Raw genomic sequence first — 23,139 nt, 5'->3', positions numbered from 1 at the left:
TGTAGTTTTAGTAGAGCTGTTGATTTATGCTTCCCTTTTTGCATCTCTAAACCGCACTACTTTTTTCGCAACGAACGTTAAAGGCCCTTCCAATGCGCTACCCTTTGTTTTACTTCATTATGCTACTCACTTCTTTATTCACTGTGTGGTGTAAAACTTCCCATAGCAAAACGCACAATGCGTCTGCATCAAGCCGTTCCCTAGCAGAAGCAGAGCCTACGACAGCATGGCTTGCGGGCGATCATCATATCCATGGTAAATACAGTGCTAGATGGGACTGGAGCACGACTCCACCAACACCTATATTGCGGGGCGATGCGCAGTACGCCACTGCGCTATACGCACAAATGGCGAGGCATCATAATTTGAGCTGGATGGTGACCACAGATCATGGTGGTCCTGGGCACAGTTCCGTTAACTTAGAACACGCCTATCCAGAGCTTGTCGCTTCGCGAAAAGCGACACCTGAGGTCTTACAGTTTTACGGCATGGAGTTCGACACACCTGGCGCTCGTCACTGCAGCTTAATTATCCCTTATAGCGAGACTGAAGCAGAACAGCTTTTCCGGTTAGAGTCGCAGTTTAATAGAAGGGAAATTGAGCCTGACACCGCCTCTAGAGATACCGGTGAGTTTATGCTTCAAGCGCTCAGAGCAATGGAGGAAGAACAAAAACCACCTATTTTGATTGTAAATCACCCGGCTCGCTTGGCTGAAAAGCTCTCTAGTTTTAAAAAAGTCACGCCTCAAAAACTAAGAAAATGGCAAGACACTGCACCTGATGTCGTTATTGGCATGGAAGGCGCACCCGGCCACCAAGCCAACGCACTCAACCCCGACGGCTCCATTCGAGAGAGTGGATTAAGGGGCGGATATAACGACTTTCCAACAATGGGTGGTTTTGATCAGATGACGGCAGTGGTCGGCGGCGTATGGGACAGTCTGTTGAGTGAAGGCAGACGCTGGTGGATAACAGCCACTTCTGATAGCCATATGCACTACACAGAGGGGCGAACCGACTTTTGGCCTGGTGAATATTCAAAAACCTATGTGTTCGCGAGAAAACAGTACGACGACATAATGCAGGCGATACGAGCAGGGAAAATGTTTGCAACTACCGGAGATTTAATTGATTCACTTTCGGTTAAAGTCAGTAATAAAAAGGGCCAATCCGCAGATATTGGGGAAACCATAGAATTAAAATCAGGCGAAACAAGCTCTATAGAAATCAAATTTCGCGACCCTGACACCCTTAATTTTGGCCGTCAAAACCCCAGTGTAGAACGGGTAGACGTGATTATTGGCATGATCAATAGCGACGTTGCTGCAGCGCCGTCCCCAGTAATTCATCGCTTTACATCAAAAGACTGGTATGTGGATGGACAGTTTCGTACGATAAAGATGGACATTGAAGCGGTAAAACAGGCACAGTATGTTCGCATCAGAGGTACTAATAATAAGAATGAATTGGAACCACAGATAGACACGGCAGGAGAAGATCCCTGGACTGATTTATGGTTTTACAGCAACCCTGTGTTTATTAGCGTAAAGGAATGATTTAGCGGCCGACACGCACCAGTATTAAAGGTACGTGCAGGCGTTGGTTTTGACTATTTCTGAGTGGTGGATAGTGAGGGCGGGAACTTGCCCTCTCCCCAATTCGAAGGTTTTGCTGCCATTTTCAATCTTAATTCTCCCCCTTTTATTACTTCAGAGTGGTTTATCCACGTATTGTGAAATGGCTTGCCATTTAAGGTGGCAGAAACGATATACCGGTTTTTTTCGCTGTAATTTTCTGTGATCACTTTAAAGATATTGCCTCCTTCAACATGCAACGTTGCCGACTTCACTTGTGGAGAATTAATTAAATAGTAAGGCTGCCCTGCATTTGGAAAAAGCCCAATCATATGAAAAGCAAGCCACGACGACATTGCTCCAGAGTCATCATTACCAGGTAGGCCATCGCGCTTGCTAGAATAATGCTCTTGGACTATTTTGCGCACCCTGTCTGAACTCAAATGAGGTTTACCCAGCCAGTGATATAGCGTGGGCGTCAAAAATGAGGGTTCATTAGCGACGTTGTAATAATTGTGCTCAAAGAATGTGTTCAAGCGAGATTCAAAAGCGTCGCTGCCGCCGCTCTTCTCTATGATTGCAGCAATATCATGCGGAACATAAAACGAGTATTCCCACGAACTCGCTTCGTAGAAAAAACCGCACCACCAGCACACGCAGTTAGGCCAGTCTTGTGCAATGGGCGTATAGCTAACGCGCGTGGCCACACCATCTTTAATGTCACACGGGATTTCGTCTATCCATTTTCCGTTAACATCTTTTGGCATAATAAAACCACGTGCACCATCATGTTCTATATTGCGCCACAGGTTTTGCCAATTATTGGCCTGTTCTATAAAGCGATAATACTCCCCCATTCGATGCAACCCTTTAGCCACCGTAGCCAGCGCGAAATCGTTATAGGCGTACTCTAATGTTCTGTTTCCCGCGCGCACATAATCAGTAGAAACGTAGCCGAGACGATTGTAGTCTGGCAAACCACCGCGCCCCTCTTTTTCACTGTTTCCGCCCGGTGCAACAGTGGCATTTTTAATCATAGCTTTAAGGGCAAGGTGATAATTTACCCCTCGAAGATTTTTAACGTAGGCGTCGGCAATGACAATATCCGCATTAGAGCCCCCTTGGGTGCGGCCATTAGTATTTCCACTTCGCCCCTCTGGTAAATACCCGTCATACTTGTAGATATTTAACATGCCGTTGATGATATCGGCTTGGCGCTCGGGATCGATGATTGTAAGAAGGGGGGAGGACGTGCGAAACGTATCCCAAATAGCATAAAAATCGTCATAGTATGGCGTGGCTGTCCACAAAGGATTTTCCCCTGAGCGGTCTACAGGCATTAACATTGTGTGATAAAGACCCGTGTAAAACATCTTTCGCTGCTCAAGACTCGCTGTCGAATCTAATTCGATCCTAGACAGCAACCTCTCCCACTTTTGCTCAGCTTGCTGACGCACTAAGTTAAAGTCCCAGTGAGGTATGTCATTTTTTAAATTTTCCGCAGCTTTAGCTTCACTAATAAATGAAATGCCTATCTTCATCTTAACTGTTTTTCGTTGATGATCAGTGAAGAAACAAAGCACCCCCGTTTTCTCGCCGGAATCAAATTGCTTATTTACAGAGGGAAATAAAGTTTCGCCTTTAAATGTACTAAAACGATCACAAGGTTGGTCTAATTCTGCGTGATAATAAACCGTATAGGCACTACCATTGTTCCAGCCACCCCGGATACGACTATATCCTCGAATCTGAGTGGAAGATAAAACGTCAACCTCTGACCCGACGAACTGCTGTGCTTCTCGGGCATCTGGCACAGGGTTTTCCCCTAGAAAAAAACCTCCATCAATTTTTATGGCATTGTAAGCGGTATCTCGAAAGGTGTACTGATGAAACGCGGCGCGCTCAGCTGTGGTCAGTTCAGCTTTTATATCCCACTTAGTCAGTACTGTTGCATAATACCCCGTTTGAGCTTGCTCATTCTTGCGTAAACTGCGCTGGTCGATTGACTCAACATTACCCGAAAACGGCATAACGGAAATGTTTCCATATTTAGGGCCACCACCGGTTCCGCTAACATGTACTTGGCTAAAGCCGACCAACGATTTTGTTAAATCCGGATCGTAACCACTATTACTGTGGGTACCAATGTCAGGCCCAGGCTTAACCATTCCAAAAGGTGTACTTGGGCCAACAAATACATTTCCCAATCCTTCAGAGCCAATAAACGGGTCAATGTATTGATGATAGCTACTATCCTTCGTGTACCCTTTCGATAAAGGTAGGCAAAACAATAATAATAGCGTCGTTCTTAGCAAGAGCTTCGTCGAAGCAGCTTTTAAGTACTTATTAGACAAAACAAGATCCTGTTAATCATTTTCTTATAACGTTTTTTTAACACGCTATTGACACCGGTGTCAAATTTCAAGTAACGTCTTTACGACCTTAAGTATTTATTCTTAATTTTAGAATCAACACCATGAAATTATTATGAAAATTTAAAACGTAACAGATATTTACGCTTTAGAAAGACCTGAATTAGACGTTGTCGATTCTTTCCGTTTATTTTTAGCGGCGCTCGACAACCCCAACAAAGAAAAAAGGATTGTTAGCTATGTTTGCTCCGCTATCCAGACGAAAATTTATCAAAACAGCACTATCGACGATAGCTGTAACCTCGTGCTTTTCACACGCCTTGAATGCAAAAATGCTCAATCAATATTACGAGCAATTTAACGCAACACGAAAACCGAGTAGGCGTGAACCTCCCCAAAAAGGTAAACGTTTCAACGTAAAGGACTTTGGTGCAACAGGAAACGGTCAGTCTTTAGATACAGGCGCCATTCAAGCAACCGTTCAGGCGGTGATTGATAGTGGCGAACCGGGTGTGGTTTGGTTACCAGCAGGTATCTATTACTCAGGAACACTTCACTTGTCGAGCAACATAAGCCTAGAGCTAGATAAAGACGCTGTCTTGCTCGGTAGTACTGACATACGACACTATGAAACTGACGATGGTAAGGTTCACGCGCTAATCGAAGCACATGATTGCGACAATATCGGTATATTTGGCCAAGGAACCATCAATGCTCAAGGCCGTAAGTTAGCATTAAATATAAATCGGCTTCATCACGCCAAAGAGCGCATCGAAGAAGATTTTAATGCACGTCGCAATCGCTCTCGCCATCGCCCCAATGTAATTGCAATGCATTCGTGTAACCAGATAAAAATTTACGATATTACTGTTCAAAACGGCGCATCATGGGTTCAACACTACGCAGCATGCCGCGATTTACACATTGACAATATTGTGGTTCAAAGCGACGCATTTTGGAACAACGATGGCATTGATATCAATGACTGTGAGCATGTCCGCATTACTGGCTGCTTTGTTAATGCTGCCGACGACGCGATTTGCCTTAAATCCACAACCAAGCAAAATATGCGCAACAACGATGTTTACATTGGCAATTGCACACTGCGTTCTAGCTCTAACGGCATTAAATTTGGAACGGAAAGTCAAAATGGTTTTCACAATGTAAAAATTGAAGACATTGTTGTATTTGACACCTACAGAAGTGCAATAGCGCTTGAAACTGTAGACGGCGCAATTCTCGAAAATGTCAGTGTGAAAAACGTAGATGCAAAAAATGTGGGATGCGCTATTTTTATACGTCTAGGGCAACGCAATAGAGACGTGCCTAAAGATACACCGCTAGGCAAAATAAAAAATGTGGTGATCAGCAACGTAAATGCGGAAATTAGTTTTGATAGAGCCGATATTGACTACGATTTGCGAGGGCCTGGGTTAAACGCGTTCTTCAATCCTATCCCTGCTTCAATTACGGGTTTACCGGACGCGTTTGTAGAAAACGTTATTCTTGAAAAGATCACCATTAGCTATCCTGGAAGAGCCAACAAAGGTTTAGCATACCGTCCCCATGACCAACTATTCCTAGTACCACAAGTACGAGATGCTTACCCTGAATATACCATGTTTGGAGAGCTTCCTAGTTGGGGACTCTTTGTAAGACACGTAAAAGGTATAACGCTTAAGGATATTTCACTTAAAACCCGAGCGTATGATTTTAGACCTGCAATGGTGTTTGATGATGTAAACGGCGTAAACCTATCTAATGTGGCGCTGCATGCTGATAACGACACTCATCTGGTGCTGCACAATGCCAAAGAGGTTAAAACGAATCATCTTTTGGCCCTAGATAAAAGCCAACAGTTGGCTCCTTTATCTTCAAGTTCTATTCTTTATTCGAACGACTGAAAATAGAGATATTGCGCAGAATTTACTAATGTAAATAACAAAAAACCCGCTCGTTGAGCGGGTTTTAATTAATTCGCGAAAAAGACGTTTACTTCTTTTTCTTCGCTTTAGGGTTTGGCAGGTCAGTAATGCTTCCTTCGAAGATTTCAGACGCAAGACCAATTGATTCGTTAAGCGTTGGGTGAGCGTGGATAGTCAATGCTACATCTTCAGCATCAGCGCCCATCTCGATAGCTAGGCCAATTTCACCAAGCATTTCGCCCGCGTTAGTACCAACCATAGCGCCACCGATAACACGGCCCGTTTCTTTTTCGAAAATCATCTTGGTCATACCGTTAGTTGCATCAGATGCAATGGCACGGCCCGAAGCTGCCCACGGGAAGGTTGCTGTTTCGTAGCTTACGCCCTGCTCTTTCGCTTCTTTTTCAGTTAGACCAACCCAAGCAACTTCTGGCTCAGTGTACGCTACTGAAGGAATAGCACGTGGGTCGAAGTAGTGCTTCTGTCCAGCAATAACTTCTGCTGCTACGTGACCTTCGTGAACCGCTTTGTGCGCAAGCATAGGCTGACCTACAAGGTCACCAATTGCGAAGATATGGTCAACGTTTGTACGCATTTGCTTATCAACATTGATAAAGCCACGCTCGTCAACGTTTACGCCAGCTGCATCTGCGCCAACCATCTTGCCATTTGGCTTACGACCAACAGCAACAAGTACTTTGTCGTAGCGTACTGGCTCAGCAGGTGCGTTCTTGCCTTCAAACGTTACATATAGACCATCATCTTTAGCTTCAACCGCAGTCACTTTGGTCTCAAGCATGATGTTAAACTTGTCTTTGTAGTCTTTCATGAATACTTTCATGATGTCTTTGTCAGCTGCAGGAATTAGCTGGTCTAAGAATTCAACTACATCAATGTTCGAGCCAAGTGCTTCGTACACAGTACCCATTTCTAGACCGATGATACCACCGCCTAGTACTAGCATTTTCTCTGGAATGTCTTTCATTTCCAGCGCGCCAGTTGAGTCGATTACGCGGTCATCTTCTGGGATGAATGGTAGGCTTACAGGTTCAGAACCTGCAGCGATAATCGCTTTCTCGAAAGTAATAGTAGTAACGTCGTCACCATTTTTTACTTCTAGGGTATTTGCGCCAGTGAACTTGCCGTAGCCTTGTACATGCTTGGTTTTACGCATTTTAGACATACCGCCAAGACCGTTTGTTAGTTGACTAACAACACTGTCTTTGTATTCGCGGATTTTATCCAAATCGATGGTAGGCTCGCCGAACGTAACACCGTGGCTTGCAAGGTGCTTCGCTTCTTTCATCACTTTTGCAACGTGAAGAAGGGCTTTTGAAGGGATACAGCCAACGTTAAGACAAACACCACCAAGCGTGTCGCGTGAGTCTACGATAACTGTTTCAATACCTAAGTCAGCCGCACGGAATGCTGCTGAATAACCGCCAGGGCCGCCGCCCAGTACCACCAATTGCGTTTTAATTTCGCTCATTGTGAACCTCAATCCTGTTCTTGTAGGGTCATGCTATTACTTTTGTGTAATAGCATAACCTAAATGCCGTCAAAAAGGCTGATAAAATCGTCGAAAATGTTACTGATATTGTAAACTTTTTCGACCTTTTACTTAAAGTATGATTCTGCGTAAGTCAGTTAGGTTTGCAGCAACCTCAGTAGAGAATCTTGCACCTACCGCACCATCGATTACTCGGTGGTCGTAAGACAGGCTTAGCGGCACCATTAAGCGCGGCTCAAACTCTTTACCATTCCACTTAGGCTTCATCTCAGACTTAGATACACCTAATATGGCGACTTCTGGTGCATTTACAATAGGCGTAAACGCCGTACCGCCAATACCACCTAGGCTAGAGATAGTAAACGTACCGCCCTGCATGTCGGCCGCTTTAAGCTTGCCTTCACGGGCTTTCTTAGATGTTTCAATAAGCTCGCGAGAAAGCTCTTCAATACCTTTCTTATTCACATCGCGAATAACAGGTACAACAAGGCCTCCCGGTGTTTCAACCGCAATACCAATGTTGATAAATTTCTTAATGATCAAGCTTTCGCCGTCGTCGGACAGTGATGAGTTAAATACTTCATATTTCTCAAGGGCTTTCGCTACCGCTTTCATTACGAATACGAGTGGCGTGATCTTAAGACCAGACTTGATCTTCGCATGGTAAGCGTTTTGCTCTTTACGGAAATCTTCTACTTCAGTGATATCGGCTTCGTCGAACTGTGTAACATGCGGGATAGTCGCCCAGTTACGGTGTAAGAACGGTCCAGAGATCTTCTGAATACGAGAAAGCTTTTGCTCTTCAATCTCACCAAACTTGCTGTGATCAACAGGTTTAACTGGCACGATCTGAAGTACGTTGTCGCCTACTGGCGCGCTGCCAGAAGCCGCAGCCGTGCGAGGTTTCGCAAGCTCAGCTTTCACGTAGGCCTGAACGTCTTCTTTCAAGATACGGTTTTTAGGGCCAGAACCGTTAACTTGAGTCAGGTCTACACCAAACTCACGCGCGATACGGCGAACTGAAGGAGAAGCATGTGCTTTACCTGTATTCTTAGCTTCTGGCGCTGGCGGCACAGGAGAGCGGCCTTGCGAGGCTTCTTGCTGTGACGCTTGTTTGGTTTCTTGTTGCTTAGGTGCTTCTTGCTTAGGTGCTTCAGCAGGCTTTTCAGCTGCACTTGAAGACGAACCGCCGCTGGTCTCAAGCTTAACAACCAATGTACCTTGCTTAACCTTATCACCCGTCTTGATAAAGACTTCCTTGATAGTACCTGCGTGGGTTGAAGGTACATCCATGGTGGCTTTATCAGTTTCTAGCGTAATTAAGCCGTCTTCTTTCTCAACGGTATCGCCAGCTGATACAAGTACGTCGATAACGTCAACTTCACCGTCTTCACCAATGTCTGGTACAGCAACTTCGATAATCTCGCTACTTGCAGACGCCGCTGGCGCTGATTCTTGCTTTTCGCTTTCCTGTGCAGCCGGTGCAGACGCTTCAGAAGAAGCATCGCTAGACGCCGATTCACTTGAAGACGAGCCTGAACCCGCTACTTCAAGTTTAATAACAACTGTGCCTTCTTTCACTTTATCGCCAGTGCTGATGAATACTTCTTTCACCGTACCAGCGTGTGTTGAAGGAACGTCCATGGTCGCTTTATCGGTTTCAAGGGTAATAAGACCATCTTCTTTTTCAATGGCGTCGCCCACTGAAACCAATACGTCGATTACGTCTACTTCGTCGTCAGAACCGATATCCGGTACTGCAACTTCAATCACTTCGCTGCTGCCAGACGCAGCTGGCGCTGCTTCTGACTTGCTTTCGTCTTTTGGTGCTTCTTCTTGCTTAGGCGCTTCTTGTGAAGCGTCGTCTGAAGATGATTCTTCAGCGGTGCTCTCATCAGAACTTTCACCACCTGCAACTTTCATTTCACCAATCACATCGCCTTCTTTGATTTTATCGCCTACTGATACAGACAGGCTTACAATCTCACCTTCAAATGGTGCTGGGATGTCCATTGACGCCTTGTCACTTTCAACAGTAACAACGCCTTCATCGGCTTCGATGTTGTCGCCTACGGCAACACATAGCTCGATAACTTCAACTTCGTCACCGCCTACGTCGGGTACGATAATCTTTTGAATATCTGACATATGTAAAATACCTTATCTGGCTTACGCGTAAAGTGGGTTAAGTTTTTCAGCGTTAATATCAAAACGCTTAATGGCTTCTGCTACCACTTTCTTCTCAACGTCGCCGCGCTGAGCCAATTCGTAAAGTGATGCAACCACAATGTATGACGCATTAACTTCAAAGTGAGTACGCAAGTTTTCACGGCTATCACTTCGACCGAAACCGTCTGTACCTAGGCAGCGGTATTCAGTTTCAATGAACGCGCGTACTTGGTCTGAGTAGTTCTTCACATAGTCAGTGGCAGAAATCGCAGGACCTGCATCTTTCGTAATTACCTGACCAATGTAAGGTACTTTTTGCTCAGCTTCAGGGTTAAGCATGTTCCAGCGCGCTACGTCTTGACCTTCACGGGCTAGCTCGTTGAATGAAGTCACAGAGTAAACGTCAGAAGATACGTTGTAGTCTTCACACAGAATTTGTGCCGCTTTACGCACTTCGTTCAAGATAGTACCAGAGCCCATTAGCTGTACGTTAAGCTTAGACTTGTCGTTTTCAACGCGCTCAAGCTTGTAAATACCTTTAATGATTTGCTCAGCAACATCATCACCTTCTGGCATTGCAGGGTGCTGATAGTTCTCGTTCATCAATGTTAGGTAATAGAAAATATTTTCATTGTTACCGTACATGCGACGCAGACCGTCTTGAACAATAACCGCTACTTCGTAACCGTACGTTGGATCGTAAGTAATACAGTTAGGAATTAGGTTCGCCTGAACGTGTGAATGACCGTCTTGGTGCTGTAGACCTTCACCGTTAAGCGTAGTTCTGCCTGCTGTAGCGCCTAATAGGAAACCACGTGCTTGGCTATCACCCGCTGCCCATGCAAGGTCACCAACACGTTGGAAACCAAACATTGAGTAGTAAATATAGAACGGAATAGTCGTAGCGTTACACGTTGAGTAAGACGTACCTGACGCTACCCACGATGCCATTGCACCTAGCTCGTTAATACCTTCCTGAAGTACCTGACCTTTCTTATCTTCGCGATAGTAAGCTACCTGGTCGGCATCTTGAGGTACGTATTTCTGGCCTTCGTTGGCGTAAATACCTACCTGACGGAATAAGCCTTCCATACCAAAAGTACGGGCTTCATCAGGAATAATTGGTACTACACGCTTACCAATTTTCTTATCTTTCAACAATGCGTTAAGTACACGCACAAACGTCATCGTTGATGAAACTTGACGGTCACCAGAACCTTTTAAGATAGCATCGAATGCGCTCAATTCTGGAACTTCTAATTGCTCTTCAGCCTGTTCACGGCGAGAAGGCAGGTAGCCACCTAGCGCTTCACGACGTGCGCGAAGGTACTTCATTTCTTCGCTGTCTTCGTCGAACTTGAAGTAAGGCAGGTCAGCAATCTTCTCGTCTGCTACTGGAATATTGAAACGGTCGCGGAACGCTTTGATTGAATCAACGTCCATTTTCTTAACGTTGTGCGCTACGTTTTGTGCTTCGCCTGATGCACCAAGACCGAAACCTTTAACCGTTTTAGCAAGGATTACTGTTGGACGACCTTTCGTATCAATCGCTTTTTGGTAAGCTGCGAATACTTTTACTGGATCGTGACCACCACGGTTTAAGCGCCAGATGTCATCATCAGACATATTCGCTACAAGCGCCGCTGTTTCAGGGTACTTGTTGAAGAAGTTTTCACGAGTGTACTTACCGCCTTTGGCTTTACAGTTCTGGTATTCACCGTCTACCGTTTCACCCATAAGCTGGATTAGCTTGCCAGATTTATCACGAGCTAATAGCTCATCCCAGTAGCTACCCCAAATTACTTTCACTACTTCCCAGCCTGCGCCGCGGAACGTACCTTCAAGTTCTTGGATAATTTTGCCATTACCACGTACCGGGCCGTCTAGGCGCTGTAGGTTACAGTTAATAACGAACGTTAGGTTATCTAGGCCTTCACGAGATGCTAGGCCAATTGCACCCAAGCTCTCTGGCTCATCACACTCGCCATCACCCATGTAGCAGTATACGCGCTGACCTGAACAGTCTTTAATACCACGGTTAGTTAGGTATTTAAGGAAACGTGCTGTGTAGATAGCTTGAAGTGGACCAAGACCCATAGATACGGTTGGGAACTGCCAGTAGTCTTTCATCAAGTGAGGGTGTGGGTAAGACGACAGACCATCGCCCGCACACTCTTGACGGAAGTTGTTTAACTGCTCTTCAGTTAGGTTACCTTCCATGAAAGAACGCGCATAAATACCTGGAGAAATATGGCCCTGTGCAAAAATAAAGTCGCCGCCTTGATTTTCATTAGGCGCTTTAAAGAAGTGGTTGAAGCCAACATCGTAAAGCATAGCCGATGATGCGAAGCTACCAATGTGGCCACCAAGCTCTAGGTCTTTTTTCGATGCACGCAATACAATCATTAGTGCGTTCCAACGAATAGCGGCACGGATGCGCGCCTCGATGGTCAAGTCGCCTGGCATTTTTGGCTCTTGCGCTGCAGGGATAGTATTGATGTAGGCAGTAGTAGCGTCATACGGTAAATGCGCTCCGCTGCGACGTGCTTTATCAATAAGTTTTTCGAGTAAATAGTGGGCGCGTTCTACGCCTTCCTCTTCTAAAACCGACTCAAGCGCATCAATCCACTCTTTAGTTTCTTGAGGATCTACATCTTGGTGCATCATATCAGACATGGTGCCATCCTATTTTTTGCTTATATAGAAAATCCTCCCTTAGCATTGCCTCTATCTTAAAGGCGCTAAAAGAAGGAAAACTAAATTACGTTGTACTCACAGTGACCCAATCTGGCTCACCTGCTTTTGCAGTGGCACAGGAAAAACCTGACCGGCCTCTGCGAATGTATAGCTATCTAGCCCTTGTTACAGGTAATGCTAGGTAACTAAATCTCTAATCGACGCAATGCGCGCTGTACGCGGGTATCGCGTTGATTAATGGTTAAAAGCGTTTTTTCAATAAACGCTAAATGCGTGTTACATGCCTGGCGGGCAGCTTCAGGGTCGCGAGAAGCAATAGCTTCTACAATTTCACGACGCTGCTTCGCGATGTCTTCCACCGCTTCAGGATGCGCAGCCAGCATGTCAAAGTTTCGTTCAATATTGTCTACCAGCATGCTTTGCATGGTGCTCATTACGTGCAACAACACCATATTGTGTGATGCTCTTGCCATAATGATATAAAACTGTCCTAGCGCCTCAGCTTGGGCACGCTTGCTTTCGTGCGCTTTGGGCGTAGGCACATTGTTTAATGCTTGCTTTAATGCATCGTAGTCTTCAGGTTGACCACGAAGTGCCGCGTAGTACGCCGCCATCCCTTCAAGGGCATGACGAAATTCAAGCAAATCGAATTGAGTTTCAGGACGCTGGCTTACAAGGTCCATGAGCGGATCTTTCATGGCTGAATTCAGGTTGCGATTAACGAACGTACCGCCGCCCTGCTTGCGCTCTACCAGACCGCGCGCTTGCAAATTACCAATAGCTTCTCTTAATGAAGGACGTGATACATCAAACTCAAGCGCAAGCTCTCTTTCTGGCGGTAACTTTTGACCGGCCAATAGCGTACCGTCGAGTATCATTGACTCGAGTTGTTCGGTAATTACATCAGAGAGTTTTTTTCGCTGCTGACGCATGCGCTCAACATATCCTTCTATCTATAACCAGCGCTGTTATAACAGCGGTGAATGTAAAAAATAATCATGGAAAATTTAAACACAAACACAATTGGTAATACCATTTTACCTATCTAGTTTAAGGCAGATCGATTTCGAGGTAAATACTCCCAAGCATAGCAAAGCCTATGCTATTTGCTTGGTGTTAAGCTTTATTGTTGAATTTGTTAAGAAAAGTATTTACGTTAGAACTGGTCTGATGAGAAGCAAAGTGGGATATTAGTTATGCGAAGCGTCTGATATACATACAATTAGTAAATAGACCAAACGCCTTTCTAAACCATGTAGCTTAGTAAATGTTAAAAATATTGATTATGCCAAGCTGCCTACAAGGGTTAGCGCTGCCGTTATAACAAGTAGAAAAATAACATTACGTTTTGCTAACTTTACCAGCACTTGTGGCTCAACTGCTGCATTTTCAGCCTGTAACTGCTGTTCGTCTGGAGTTAGCACCTCGGCTTTCGAGGAAATTTGCGTCAGCACGTCGTAGGCAGGTACATCGAACTGGAGCGCGTGTTTTAACCATTCAGGTAACGCTCTTGAGAAATGACCCATCATCAACATGCCGAAGGCGGTCACGCGAACAGGAATATAGTCAAGAGCAAACATCAACCTACCGGCAGTTTCTTTTAATGGGTGATTAGCGTTACACAAAGCCTCGGTGGTGCTTCTGCTTAGGCAGTAAAATAGTGCGCCTGGGGCGCCAAATGCAATGAACCACAGCATCACTGCTGCATAGTGCTGGTAGTTTAGCCAAGTAAGGTGCTGGCCAAAACTCTTACCTTCTGTGCCCGCACTGCCGTCGCTTTCAGTTTGACTTGCACAATGGCCCAGCTGGTCGGTATACATACTACACGCCTGAAGATCTCCTCGGTCGGCGGCGTTCAGAAAGTTTTTATAAATGCCTCTTAACACCGGACAGCCAATGCATATGAACAGCACTAAACTTTGCTCAATAAAGGTAAGGAATGCGCCAAGCAGCCAGTACTCAATAGCACCTAGCATAAGTGCCGGGACTAAAAGGTAAAAATAAAGCGCAGTAGACGATACCTTCTTATCCTCTCTTTCCTCTTCTCTCTCCTCATCCGTTTCTTGGAATTTGATTAAACCTTTATCTTGGAGAAAAGCGCGATATTGCGCGGCATACTTCTCAATATGCCAATTCGGTGTTTTTGTTATCAGTCGTTCAAGACTAAGAACTAACAACAGACTCATTAACATCATAGGTATTGCGTTCCTTTTTTTCAGCTTTCTAGGTCGAGTAGTGTTCTATAACCCAGTTACGCCCATTCTGTATCTTGCCCAATCGAAAGCAACACCAGGGTCAGTTTTACGCCCCGGCGCTATATCATTATGACCTACAATACGCCCTAAAGTGATCCGAGGATAGCGTCGTGTAATAAAATCAGTGAGCTCGTTGAGCGCTTTATACTGCGCATCAGTAAAAGGCAGAGTATCAGTGCCTTCCAATTCAATGCCAATAGCAAAATCGTTGCAGCGACTGCGACCTTGAAAACTTGAAAGACCCGCGTGCCACGCCCGTTGATCAAAGGGTACAAATTGCTCTATTTCACCTGTTCGATAAATTACGCAATGAGCTGAGACTCGTAACCCAGCAATTTCTTCATAAAATGGATGTTCATTTGGATTGAGCGTGCCGGTAAACAATTGTCGTATCCCAGGCGTACCAAACTGTGAAGGCGGAAGTGATATATTATGTATCACTAAAAGACTGACATCGGTATCCCCAGGGCGAGCATCGTAATGCGGACTTGGTGTGTACTTCGCTTTGTTATAAAGCACCATAGTATTTGCTTCGGTAATTGATTTTCTGTTTTATAGCCTACATTGTATAGACATATAAGTGTATAGGGCTAGAAGCGCTGCATGCCGTTGCTCGCTCAATATTTTATGCCACTGCTTTATTCGGCAGCTTTTATAAGAGCGTGATTGGTAAACAGTGCATCTCTGTTATACGTAAGGCGGTTATCAATAAGGTAAAAACATGAATGAACAACAAGACCTGACAACATCAGCGGGCAAATGGATGGTTGCTCTTGCATGGATTTGCGGTTTCGGTTTACTTGTTTTTGTCTTCTCTGACTTACTTGAAAAACAAATTAACCCGAACAGCGAGCCCACGTCCGAACGCATTGGTTCACAAACTGAGGTACGCCTTAAACAAAATCGCCAAGGGCATTATGTGACCACAGGTTATATTAATGGAGAGGAAGTCATATTTCTTGTTGATACGGGTGCCACCGATGTAGCGGTTCCCGCACATTTAGCCAACAAACTCCAACTAAAAGCTGGGCGAGAAGGTTTAGCCAGCACTGCTAATGGCGTAGTGAGGGTTGCCGAATCAACAATTGACACATTACGCATTGGCGAAATTGTAGTACGTAATGTAGATGCAAACTTAAACCCCGGTATGCAAGATGACCATATACTGCTAGGAATGAGTGTTCTTCGCCAATTAGAGTTTACTCAGCGCGGAGAATGGTTAATATTGCGTACCCTTTGAATATATAAATAGCATAGATAAAAGCGATGAAAATGACATCACCAGATATGCAGGCGATCCGAGAGCAAGTATCAAGCGCGCTTGTAGAAGATCTTGGCGGCGAATTAAATGCTGCAAACGACATTACCGCAAACCTGATAGATGAAAATGTGAACGCCAAAGCGACCATTATTACTCGCGAGCCTTGCGTGGTTTGCGGAATAGCTTGGGCGAATCAAGCATTTGCGCTTATTGACGAGTCAGTGTCGCTAACCTGGCATGTAAAAGATGGCGACAAGGTTGAGGCTGACACGGTTTTAGTGAGTTTGGAAGGCTCTGCTCGCGCTATATTAACAGCCGAACGTACAGCGCTTAACTTTTTGCAGACCCTTTCTTCAACAGCTACCGTGACGGCTTTTTATGCCAAATTTCTAGCCGGTTCAAATACTAGAATTTTAGATACCCGCAAAACTTTACCCGGCCTGCGCTATGCACAGAAATATGCAGTACGCTGTGGCGGTGGTCAAAACCATCGCGTAGGTTTGTTCGATGCATTTCTAATTAAAGAAAACCACATTTTTTCTTGTGGAAATATTGAAAAAGCCGTGAGCCGAGCTAAAACCATGATGCCGGGCAAGCCAGTAGAAGTTGAGGTAGAGAACCTAGCTGAATTTGAACAGGCCCTTTCAGCGGGTGCCGATATTGTCATGCTGGATAATTTTACTAACGAACAGATCCAACAGGCAGTAGCGCTTAATAAAGGCCAATGTAAACTGGAAGTATCAGGGAACATTACTGATGAACGACTGGCATCACTTGCACAACTAGGTGTAGATTACATTTCATCTGGCGCGTTAACCAAACATGTTCAGGCAATTGATTTGTCGCTGCGCATTACTCTGTCGTAGTAGAGCAGTTTATAAGGCGATTTAATCAGCTAATTCGGTGTCAACACCTTAGTTAGCCGCTAAGCAAAAAGCGTGAGTTGTAGTATGATCAAAAATACTAAAACTCACGATCATTCCCAGTTATTTCTCGTCATGTTTTTCTGTGTATAGGTAGATATACGTAGATAAGTCATTAACTTTTATACGAAAGTACAAGTGATCGCGCCTGCCATAGCGCAGCTATCCATGTCATACTGCAAAAGCTAGACATACGTATATTTGCCTATACTTGTCAGTAACAAATAAAATTCTATACTGAGTATCAAGTACCAGGGGCGTTAAAAAGGACGACTCGGGTATAAACGTCAATTTGAATTAGATTTTAAACTTTACGTGTTATACACGTCCCGGAGAAAAACCATGATGAACATGAATAACAAAAACCAAAAAGGTTTTACACTAATCGAACTAATGATTGTTGTAGCAATCATCGGTATTCTTGCAGCAATCGCGTTGCCTGCTTATCAGACTTATACCCAAAAATCTAAGTTTACCGAAGTTGTAATGGCGACGACGGCTTTTAAGACAGCGTTTGAAGTATCAGCTCAAACAGGTGAATTTGCTGCGATTGGAGATGCTGATGCAGGTACTAATGGGTTACCACCTGCAATTAACGTTGCAAATGGTCGTGTAGCTTCTGTAACAATTGAAGATGGGGTTATCACTGCAACAGGTACTGCGGAAGTTGGAGGCCTTACCTATATTCTGACCCCTAACGGCGTCACTCCACCAATCTCTTGGTCTAAGGAAGCTGCTGGAAACGTTGGCACATGTGTAGCCGCAGGAGTGTGTTAACGAGTAATCGTTCAATTGAACAAGGGGAAGCACAGTGCGCTTCCCCTTTTTTAGTAAAGGAGAGATAGGATGAAAGCCACGATAGTCTTCGAATGGCAAGGAAAAGACCGCCATGGTCTATCTCGAAAAGGAGAAATATCGGCCGCATCACTCTCAGAAGCTAAGAATCTTTTACGCCGCCAAGGTATTTCAGCGAACAGAGTTAAGAAGCCATCTAAATCATTATTTAGGCGTGAAAAGAAAATCACACCCGCTGACATTTCCGTTATTTCACGGCAAATTGCTACCATGCTGGCCGCAGGTGTAACCTTGATACAATCTCTTGAAATGATTGCACAAGGCCATGCAAACCCATCAATGCGCAAACTGCTTGGTGAAATTACAGAAGAAGTAAAATCAGGTAATCCGCTGTCTTCGGCGCTAAGAAAACACCCCCTTTATTTTGACGATTTGTATTGCGATTTGGTTTATACCGGCGAGCAATCAGGTGCCCTTGAAACCATTTACGACCGCATAGCCACCTATAAAGAAAAAGCCGAAGCACTAAAATCAAAAATCAAAAAAGCGATGTTCTACCCCATTGCAGTTTTGGTTGTTGCTTTTATTGTTACAACTATCCTTCTTATTTTCGTTGTACCCCAGTTTGAAGAAATCTTTAGCAGCTTTGGCGCTGAACTCCCTGCATTTACACAGTTGGTTCTGGCTATTTCCCGGTTTGTGCAGGACTACGGTATTTTTATCGCCATGGGTGTAGCTGCCGCAGGCTTTATGTTTGTGCGAGCACACAGACGTAGCCAAAAGCTGCGCGATACGGTAGACCGTAATATTTTAAAAATACCGGTTATCGGCGAAATACTTAAAAAAGCCAGTATTGCGCGCTTTACCCGTACCCTAGCAACTACCTTTGCAGCAGGTGTTCCGCTTATCGGCGCCCTTGAATCTGCTGCGGGTGCCTCCGGGAACGCGGTCTACCGAGAAGCCATTTTATATATACGCAAAGAAGTAGCTGGCGGTATGCCTATGCATGTGGCCATGCGTGCTACGCAAGTGTTCCCTGATATGGTGACGCAAATGATTGCCATAGGAGAGGAATCGGGTGCCGTTGACGAAATGCTGAGCAAAATTGCCACTATTTATGAAGCTGAAGTTGATGACATGGTAGACGGTTTAACCAGCTTGCTAGAACCTATGATCATGGCTGTATTAGGTGTAGTTATCGGTGGCTTGATTGTAGCCATGTACTTACCTATATTCCAGATGGGTAACGTGGTATAACTTACACATATCGCTAGCTTTGTGATTATTAGTTTTACAATTATTAGCTCTATAAATGTGAACGATTTGGGCGACGCTTTTTAGTGGCGTCCATAAATAAGGTTTAACACCCGACTTTTTCCAACCACTATTAAAACTAAAAAGACCTGCACTTCATGGATGCCATAATAACGCTTAGTCAGCTCTACCCTGCTGTATTTTATTCTCTTGTTTTTTTCGTAAGCTTAATGGTGGGCAGTTTCCTAAACGTGGTTATTTATCGCCTGCCCATTATGATGGAGCGGAGCTGGCAGCAAGAGTATGAAAACTATTTTAGTAATGGCGCAAGTGGCGGTGAAAATGATAGCGAAAATGATGTCGCCACTATATCTGCCGACGACCCCCCCCCGATATCCACAGATACGTTCAACTTAGTAAAGCCAGACAGCACCTGCCCAAGCTGTGGCCACAAAATTCGCGCGTGGGAAAATATCCCTGTTATCAGCTACCTGTTTCTAAAGGGCAAGTGTGCTAAATGCAAAGTTGGTATTTCAATACGCTATCCGCTTGTTGAGCTTTTCACAGCTATAGCCTGTACCTTCGCTGCTTATCAGTTTGGCGTAACCTCTCAAGCACTATGGGCTGTGTTTTTCACTTATGTGCTGGTTGCGCTGCTGTTTATCGACCTAGATAAAATGCTGCTACCCGACCAGTTAACACTGCCTCTACTTTGGCTAGGTTTACTGCTAAGTACACAAAACATATTCGTAGGCACTACCGATGCCATTATCGGTGCAGCGGCAGGCTATTTAAGCTTATGGTCTGTTTACTGGCTATTTAAGTTAGTAACAGGCAAGGAAGGTATGGGCTATGGCGATTTTAAATTGCTCGCGGCACTTGGGGCATTCACTGGCTGGCAAGGCTTGCCTGTTATTATTTTGTTGTCTTCATTTGTGGGTGCTATTGCAGGCATACTCATTATGGTCATTCAGAATAAGGGCAAATCGTTAGCAATTCCTTTTGGCCCCTATTTGGCCGTGGCAGGCTGGCTGACGTTGCTTTTTAAAGAAGAAATCATTACTGCCTATCTTAATGCAGTGCTATAAACCCAAATGTTACTTAATCTCAAGTAACGCATTAACTTCAAGGCTTGATGATTATGGATAAACAAAACGCGTTCGTAGTGGGCCTTACCGGCGGTATAGGCAGCGGCAAATCAGCTGCAACCGCCATTTTTGAAAACCTTGGCATTGATATTGTTGATGCTGACGAAGTCGCACGTGACGTTGTTGAAGTAGGTTCAGAGGGCTTACGGCACATTGTCGAGCATTTTGGCGAAACTATTCTGCTAGAAGATGGAAGCCTTAATCGCGCCGCCCTACGCGAAAAGGTCTTTGCCGATGCAGAAGAAAAGCATTGGTTAAATGGTTTGCTGCACCCACTTATTCGCTCTCGAATGCAACAGCTAATCAGAGAGTCGACATCGCCCTATTGTATTTTATCTGTACCCTTACTGGTAGAAAACAAACTAACTGAGATGTGCAACCATGTTGTGGTGGTAGATTGTCCAGAGACATTGCAGCTTGAACGAGCGTTAAAACGGGACGGCAGCACTAAGCAAACCATAAAAAGTATTATGGCTTCGCAGGCTACACGTAAAGAGCGTATTGATGCAGCAAACGATGTACTGGATAACAGCACGACGCTAGACGCGCTTGCCAGTCAAATATCAACTTTACACCAAAAACTACTAAGCCTTGCTTCAATATAAACGTAAGTGGTTTGCACAATAGCAAACCGCTTCTACCTCTACTTTTCATATCTACCGTTGCTGTTTGGCTTTTCTGCTTACCACATTTACCTAACTGTTCTGCTTTGCTCTTCTAATTTGCTCTTCTGTTTCCCTTTGAGGCCTTACCATCCGTTTCTTAGCATTTTTTGCTTATAACGGGTCTTCCCGATCAACAGCGCCGCTTTTTGAAACTTTTTTGACCAATTAGCGTCAAAGTAAGCATTTGTCGAACAAGTAGACTTGGCTTAAAAGCCTTGATGCTTTAGGCTTGCTTTTATTCGCCGCACTACAAGGCCGTAGTGCAGTTTCTCTAAGTCTATGTGTTTTAAGGGGTTCCATGGGTAGCGCTGTATTCGAGTTTCCACTAAAGGAAAAAGTACGTAACTATTTACGTGTTGAGCAGCTGCTTGGTCAACTTAAAATAACTGCCAAATCAGAACATACGCACCTTCAGCTTGTGTTTTTTGAACAACTTTTCGAACTGCTCGACCTAATAGAAAGGCTCGATCTTCGTTCAGATTTAACTAAAGATCTTGAAGCTCACGAGAAGAATTTAGTCTATTGGTCAAAACACCCCAAAATAGACAGTACGGCGTTAGAGCAAGCGTTGAAAACAGTACTTACATTAAAGCAAAAGCTTAAAACCGATCGCCGTTTTGGTAGCGCGCTTAAAGATGACAAATTGCTTAGCGCCATAAGACAGCGCTTTGCCATACCCGGCGGCGCATGTAGTTTCGACCTTCCTAATTTGCACTTTTGGTTACAGCAGCCGCTAGAACAGCGTCAAATTGAGATTGCACAATGGTTAGAGACTTTAGGGCTTCTTGACGATGCAATTGCGGTTAGCCTATCGTTTATCCGCGAACGAGGGCAGTTTGTAAATGCGGTGGCAGAGAATGGCTTTTATCAAGGTGCAGCGGAAGATAAAAACGAACTTATTCGCGTAAAGTGCAGCGTAGATGAAGGCTATTACCCAACCTTAAGCGGCAATAAATACCGTTACGCCCTGCGTTTTATGATGTTTTCACCCCAAGAAGGCCAGGCTGGCGCAGTAGAAAACAGTATTCAGTTTCGTTTAGCGGCCTGCTAATCTCCGCCTTTATTCAATATTTTTCGTCTTGGGTACTTTCTTTGTTCATAGTTCATAGTTCATAGATTGTGCCGCCAAGACGTATTTCACTGGAGTCTATTATGGAAGTGAAATGCCCTATTTGCGCCAAACAGGTTGTTTGGGCCCCAACAAGCGAATACCGCCCTTTTTGCAGCAAAAAATGTCAACTTATCGATTTGGGTGAATGGGCTGCAGAAGACAGAAAAATTGCCGGCAAGCCTGCTGAGGACGCCACGCCAAAACATATAGACGTGGAAGAAATTGAGGCGATGTTAGCACAGCAGTCTGACGACTTTTTCAAACACTAAGACGCTAGTCAGTTATCTAAAAATCTACGCGAGGTAAGTGGGTAAACTCGCTCTCTCTGCTATTTTTCCTGTTTTCGAGCCACCTTCGCTGGTGTAGTATCAAGGCAATCAGAGTTAGTGTATTTAAGTTCAGATTTCGCGTTTCGCTGCTATCGAAACCTGGTGTTACAAACACCCCGCTAGTTTCGTATAAAAATCTGGCAACAGCGCTTTTGGTTTTCACCGGTTTTTGACTGTTAAACACCGCTCTACCGCTTATTCACATTAGTAAAAAAGGAATATGAATGTTTAATTCTATCGCGCTTATTGGTGGCACTCATGGCAATGAAACCAGTGGTATTCAGCTTATTCGAAACTGGCAACAGTTCGGGCTACCTTCGCGATTTAATGAGTTGAATGTTTCATTGAATATAGCCAATGAAGCGGCCATTGATGCGAACGTGCGTTTTGTAGAAGAAGATTTAAACCGTCAGTTTACCTTTGAGCGTTTATCAGATAACAACACCGCTAAAGAAGCCGTGCTTGCTAAATCGATAAATGAGAAACTTGGCCCAAAGGGCAACTCAAATACCGATTTTGTTATTGATATTCACAATACCACCAGCGAGATGGGCGCCACGCTAATTATTCTAGAAGCGGATGAATTTCACGTTCAGTTAGCACGATTTGTTAAACAACAAATGCCCGAAGCGAATATTTTGGTGGAAGACGAAAAGCCTTATCTTGAACACGGTTATTTGTGTACTACCGGTAAGAAAGGGGTAATGATTGAAGTGGGCGGTCAGCCTCAAGGCGTATTAAGAGAAGATGTTTACCTTTTAACACAAACTATGGCCGAGGCTATTTTAGATTTTTGTGTAGCCTATAATAACCAAAAGATAGAAACAGACGCACTGCCTGAGTGTGAAGCCTTTCGCCTTGGTGAAAACGTCGGCTTTCCATTAGATGGAAATGGCGCGCGTACCGCGATGATCCACCACTCATTGCAAGACAATGATTTTAAGCCTCTATTACCAGGTTCTCCCATGTTTAGAACTTTTGACGGAAAAGATATTCTCTGGGACGGTGAGAAAGAAACCTACCCTCATTTCATTAATGAAGCGGCGTACTTTAAACTGGACGTTGCGTTTGCTACGGCCCAGCGCATTACTCTGTAAGGATAAGGCGTTAGTTTCGTTAGCCCCTCGGAAACTTGCCACAGTGTTTGAATG

General features: G+C 44.6%; 18 protein-coding genes. 11 read left to right on the top strand and 7 right to left on the bottom strand.

Annotation, left to right across the window (positions count from 1 at the left end; genetic code table 11):
• Positions 1-92 precede the first annotated feature (92 nt).
• The gene (locus ACYX4N_RS06890) at positions 93-1,556 is read left to right on the top strand and encodes a CehA/McbA family metallohydrolase domain-containing protein (RefSeq protein WP_476056042.1); all 1,464 of its coding nucleotides are present in this window, start codon (positions 93-95) and stop codon (positions 1,554-1,556) included.
• 53 nt (positions 1,557-1,609) lie between these two features.
• On the opposite strand, the gene ACYX4N_RS06885 is transcribed toward ACYX4N_RS06890, so the two are convergent.
• Complete coding sequence (locus ACYX4N_RS06885; RefSeq protein ID WP_476056041.1) at positions 1,610-3,928, bottom strand: GH92 family glycosyl hydrolase; 2,319 nt, start codon at positions 3,926-3,928, stop codon at positions 1,610-1,612.
• A 257-nt stretch (positions 3,929-4,185) separates the two neighbouring features.
• On the opposite strand from ACYX4N_RS06885, the gene ACYX4N_RS06880 reads away from it, so the two are divergent.
• Positions 4,186-5,850, top strand: a complete 1,665-nt coding sequence (locus tag ACYX4N_RS06880) for a glycoside hydrolase family 28 protein (protein WP_476056040.1) — start codon at positions 4,186-4,188, stop codon at positions 5,848-5,850.
• A gap of 88 nt (positions 5,851-5,938) precedes the next feature.
• Here ACYX4N_RS06880 and lpdA read toward each other — a convergent pair whose 3' ends face one another.
• The 6 genes from lpdA to ampD form a co-directional block, all read right to left on the bottom strand.
• Complete coding sequence (gene lpdA / locus ACYX4N_RS06875) at positions 5,939-7,360, bottom strand: dihydrolipoyl dehydrogenase (protein WP_476056039.1); 1,422 nt, start codon at positions 7,358-7,360, stop codon at positions 5,939-5,941.
• A gap of 132 nt (positions 7,361-7,492) precedes the next feature.
• Positions 7,493-9,529, bottom strand: coding sequence for a pyruvate dehydrogenase complex dihydrolipoyllysine-residue acetyltransferase (gene aceF, locus ACYX4N_RS06870; protein WP_476056038.1), 2,037 nt, complete (start codon positions 9,527-9,529; stop codon positions 7,493-7,495).
• A 21-nt stretch (positions 9,530-9,550) separates the two neighbouring features.
• Entirely contained in the window at positions 9,551-12,226 is a 2,676-nt protein-coding gene (gene aceE, locus ACYX4N_RS06865) for a pyruvate dehydrogenase (acetyl-transferring), homodimeric type (protein WP_474855054.1), read from the bottom strand.
• A gap of 206 nt (positions 12,227-12,432) precedes the next feature.
• Positions 12,433-13,179 (bottom strand): pyruvate dehydrogenase complex transcriptional repressor PdhR, encoded by a 747-nt coding sequence (gene pdhR / locus ACYX4N_RS06860; protein WP_118492845.1) that lies wholly within the window; start codon positions 13,177-13,179, stop codon positions 12,433-12,435.
• A gap of 351 nt (positions 13,180-13,530) precedes the next feature.
• Positions 13,531-14,442, bottom strand: coding sequence for a beta-lactamase regulator AmpE (ampE, locus tag ACYX4N_RS06855; RefSeq protein ID WP_476056037.1), 912 nt, complete (start codon positions 14,440-14,442; stop codon positions 13,531-13,533).
• Between the two features lie 45 nt (positions 14,443-14,487).
• A complete protein-coding gene (gene ampD, locus ACYX4N_RS06850; RefSeq protein WP_476056036.1) occupies positions 14,488-15,024 on the bottom strand; it encodes a 1,6-anhydro-N-acetylmuramyl-L-alanine amidase AmpD in 537 nt (178 codons plus the stop codon).
• Positions 15,025-15,223: 199 nt separating this feature from the next.
• On the opposite strand from ampD, the gene ACYX4N_RS06845 reads away from it, so the two are divergent.
• The 9 genes from ACYX4N_RS06845 to ACYX4N_RS06805 all read left to right on the top strand — a co-directional run bounded on the left by ACYX4N_RS06845 (position 15,224) and on the right by ACYX4N_RS06805 (position 23,085).
• A complete protein-coding gene (locus tag ACYX4N_RS06845; RefSeq protein WP_476056035.1) occupies positions 15,224-15,742 on the top strand; it encodes a retropepsin-like aspartic protease family protein in 519 nt (172 codons plus the stop codon).
• 32 nt (positions 15,743-15,774) lie between these two features.
• Complete coding sequence (gene nadC, locus ACYX4N_RS06840; RefSeq protein WP_476056034.1) at positions 15,775-16,629, top strand: carboxylating nicotinate-nucleotide diphosphorylase; 855 nt, start codon at positions 15,775-15,777, stop codon at positions 16,627-16,629.
• 399 nt (positions 16,630-17,028) lie between these two features.
• Positions 17,029-17,463 (top strand): pilin, encoded by a 435-nt coding sequence (locus ACYX4N_RS06835; protein ID WP_476056033.1) that lies wholly within the window; start codon positions 17,029-17,031, stop codon positions 17,461-17,463.
• Positions 17,464-17,532: 69 nt separating this feature from the next.
• On the top strand, positions 17,533-18,738 hold the full coding sequence (locus ACYX4N_RS06830; protein WP_476056032.1) for a type II secretion system F family protein: 1,206 nt from the start codon (positions 17,533-17,535) through the stop codon (positions 18,736-18,738).
• A gap of 155 nt (positions 18,739-18,893) precedes the next feature.
• Positions 18,894-19,823, top strand: coding sequence for a prepilin peptidase (locus ACYX4N_RS06825; protein ID WP_476056031.1), 930 nt, complete (start codon positions 18,894-18,896; stop codon positions 19,821-19,823).
• Between the two features lie 53 nt (positions 19,824-19,876).
• Entirely contained in the window at positions 19,877-20,488 is a 612-nt protein-coding gene (coaE, locus tag ACYX4N_RS06820) for a dephospho-CoA kinase (protein ID WP_476056030.1), read from the top strand.
• Positions 20,489-20,846: 358 nt separating this feature from the next.
• Complete coding sequence (gene zapD, locus ACYX4N_RS06815; RefSeq protein WP_474805373.1) at positions 20,847-21,599, top strand: cell division protein ZapD; 753 nt, start codon at positions 20,847-20,849, stop codon at positions 21,597-21,599.
• Between the two features lie 101 nt (positions 21,600-21,700).
• Complete coding sequence (yacG, locus tag ACYX4N_RS06810; RefSeq protein ID WP_014950407.1) at positions 21,701-21,928, top strand: DNA gyrase inhibitor YacG; 228 nt, start codon at positions 21,701-21,703, stop codon at positions 21,926-21,928.
• A 284-nt stretch (positions 21,929-22,212) separates the two neighbouring features.
• Positions 22,213-23,085, top strand: coding sequence for an aspartoacylase (locus ACYX4N_RS06805; RefSeq protein ID WP_476056029.1), 873 nt, complete (start codon positions 22,213-22,215; stop codon positions 23,083-23,085).
• Positions 23,086-23,139: the final 54 nt, after the last annotated feature.

The sequence above is a fragment of the Alteromonas sp. ABH4_452 genome, from assembly GCF_056311825.1.
This window is presented reverse-complemented; position numbering and strand designations above follow the sequence as displayed.

What these genes read in the sequence shown, in the direction of transcription:
- ACYX4N_RS06890 (WP_476056042.1), top strand. Translation starts at nt 93, where the DNA reads ATGCGCTACCCTTTGTTTTACTTCATTATGCTACTCACTTCTTTATTC.
- ACYX4N_RS06880 (WP_476056040.1), top strand. Translation starts at nt 4,186, where the DNA reads ATGTTTGCTCCGCTATCCAGACGAAAATTTATCAAAACAGCACTATCG.
- lpdA (WP_476056039.1), bottom strand. Translation starts at nt 7,360, where the DNA reads ATGAGCGAAATTAAAACGCAATTGGTGGTACTGGGCGGCGGCCCTGGC.
- aceF (WP_476056038.1), bottom strand. Translation starts at nt 9,529, where the DNA reads ATGTCAGATATTCAAAAGATTATCGTACCCGACGTAGGCGGTGACGAA.
- aceE (WP_474855054.1), bottom strand. Translation starts at nt 12,226, where the DNA reads ATGTCTGATATGATGCACCAAGATGTAGATCCTCAAGAAACTAAAGAG.
- pdhR (WP_118492845.1), bottom strand. Translation starts at nt 13,179, where the DNA reads ATGCGTCAGCAGCGAAAAAAACTCTCTGATGTAATTACCGAACAACTC.
- ampE (WP_476056037.1), bottom strand. Translation starts at nt 14,442, where the DNA reads ATGATGTTAATGAGTCTGTTGTTAGTTCTTAGTCTTGAACGACTGATA.
- ampD (WP_476056036.1), bottom strand. Translation starts at nt 15,024, where the DNA reads ATGGTGCTTTATAACAAAGCGAAGTACACACCAAGTCCGCATTACGAT.
- ACYX4N_RS06845 (WP_476056035.1), top strand. Translation starts at nt 15,224, where the DNA reads ATGAATGAACAACAAGACCTGACAACATCAGCGGGCAAATGGATGGTT.
- nadC (WP_476056034.1), top strand. Translation starts at nt 15,775, where the DNA reads ATGACATCACCAGATATGCAGGCGATCCGAGAGCAAGTATCAAGCGCG.
- ACYX4N_RS06835 (WP_476056033.1), top strand. Translation starts at nt 17,029, where the DNA reads ATGATGAACATGAATAACAAAAACCAAAAAGGTTTTACACTAATCGAA.
- ACYX4N_RS06830 (WP_476056032.1), top strand. Translation starts at nt 17,533, where the DNA reads ATGAAAGCCACGATAGTCTTCGAATGGCAAGGAAAAGACCGCCATGGT.
- ACYX4N_RS06825 (WP_476056031.1), top strand. Translation starts at nt 18,894, where the DNA reads ATGGATGCCATAATAACGCTTAGTCAGCTCTACCCTGCTGTATTTTAT.
- coaE (WP_476056030.1), top strand. Translation starts at nt 19,877, where the DNA reads ATGGATAAACAAAACGCGTTCGTAGTGGGCCTTACCGGCGGTATAGGC.
- zapD (WP_474805373.1), top strand. Translation starts at nt 20,847, where the DNA reads ATGGGTAGCGCTGTATTCGAGTTTCCACTAAAGGAAAAAGTACGTAAC.
- yacG (WP_014950407.1), top strand. Translation starts at nt 21,701, where the DNA reads ATGGAAGTGAAATGCCCTATTTGCGCCAAACAGGTTGTTTGGGCCCCA.
- ACYX4N_RS06805 (WP_476056029.1), top strand. Translation starts at nt 22,213, where the DNA reads ATGTTTAATTCTATCGCGCTTATTGGTGGCACTCATGGCAATGAAACC.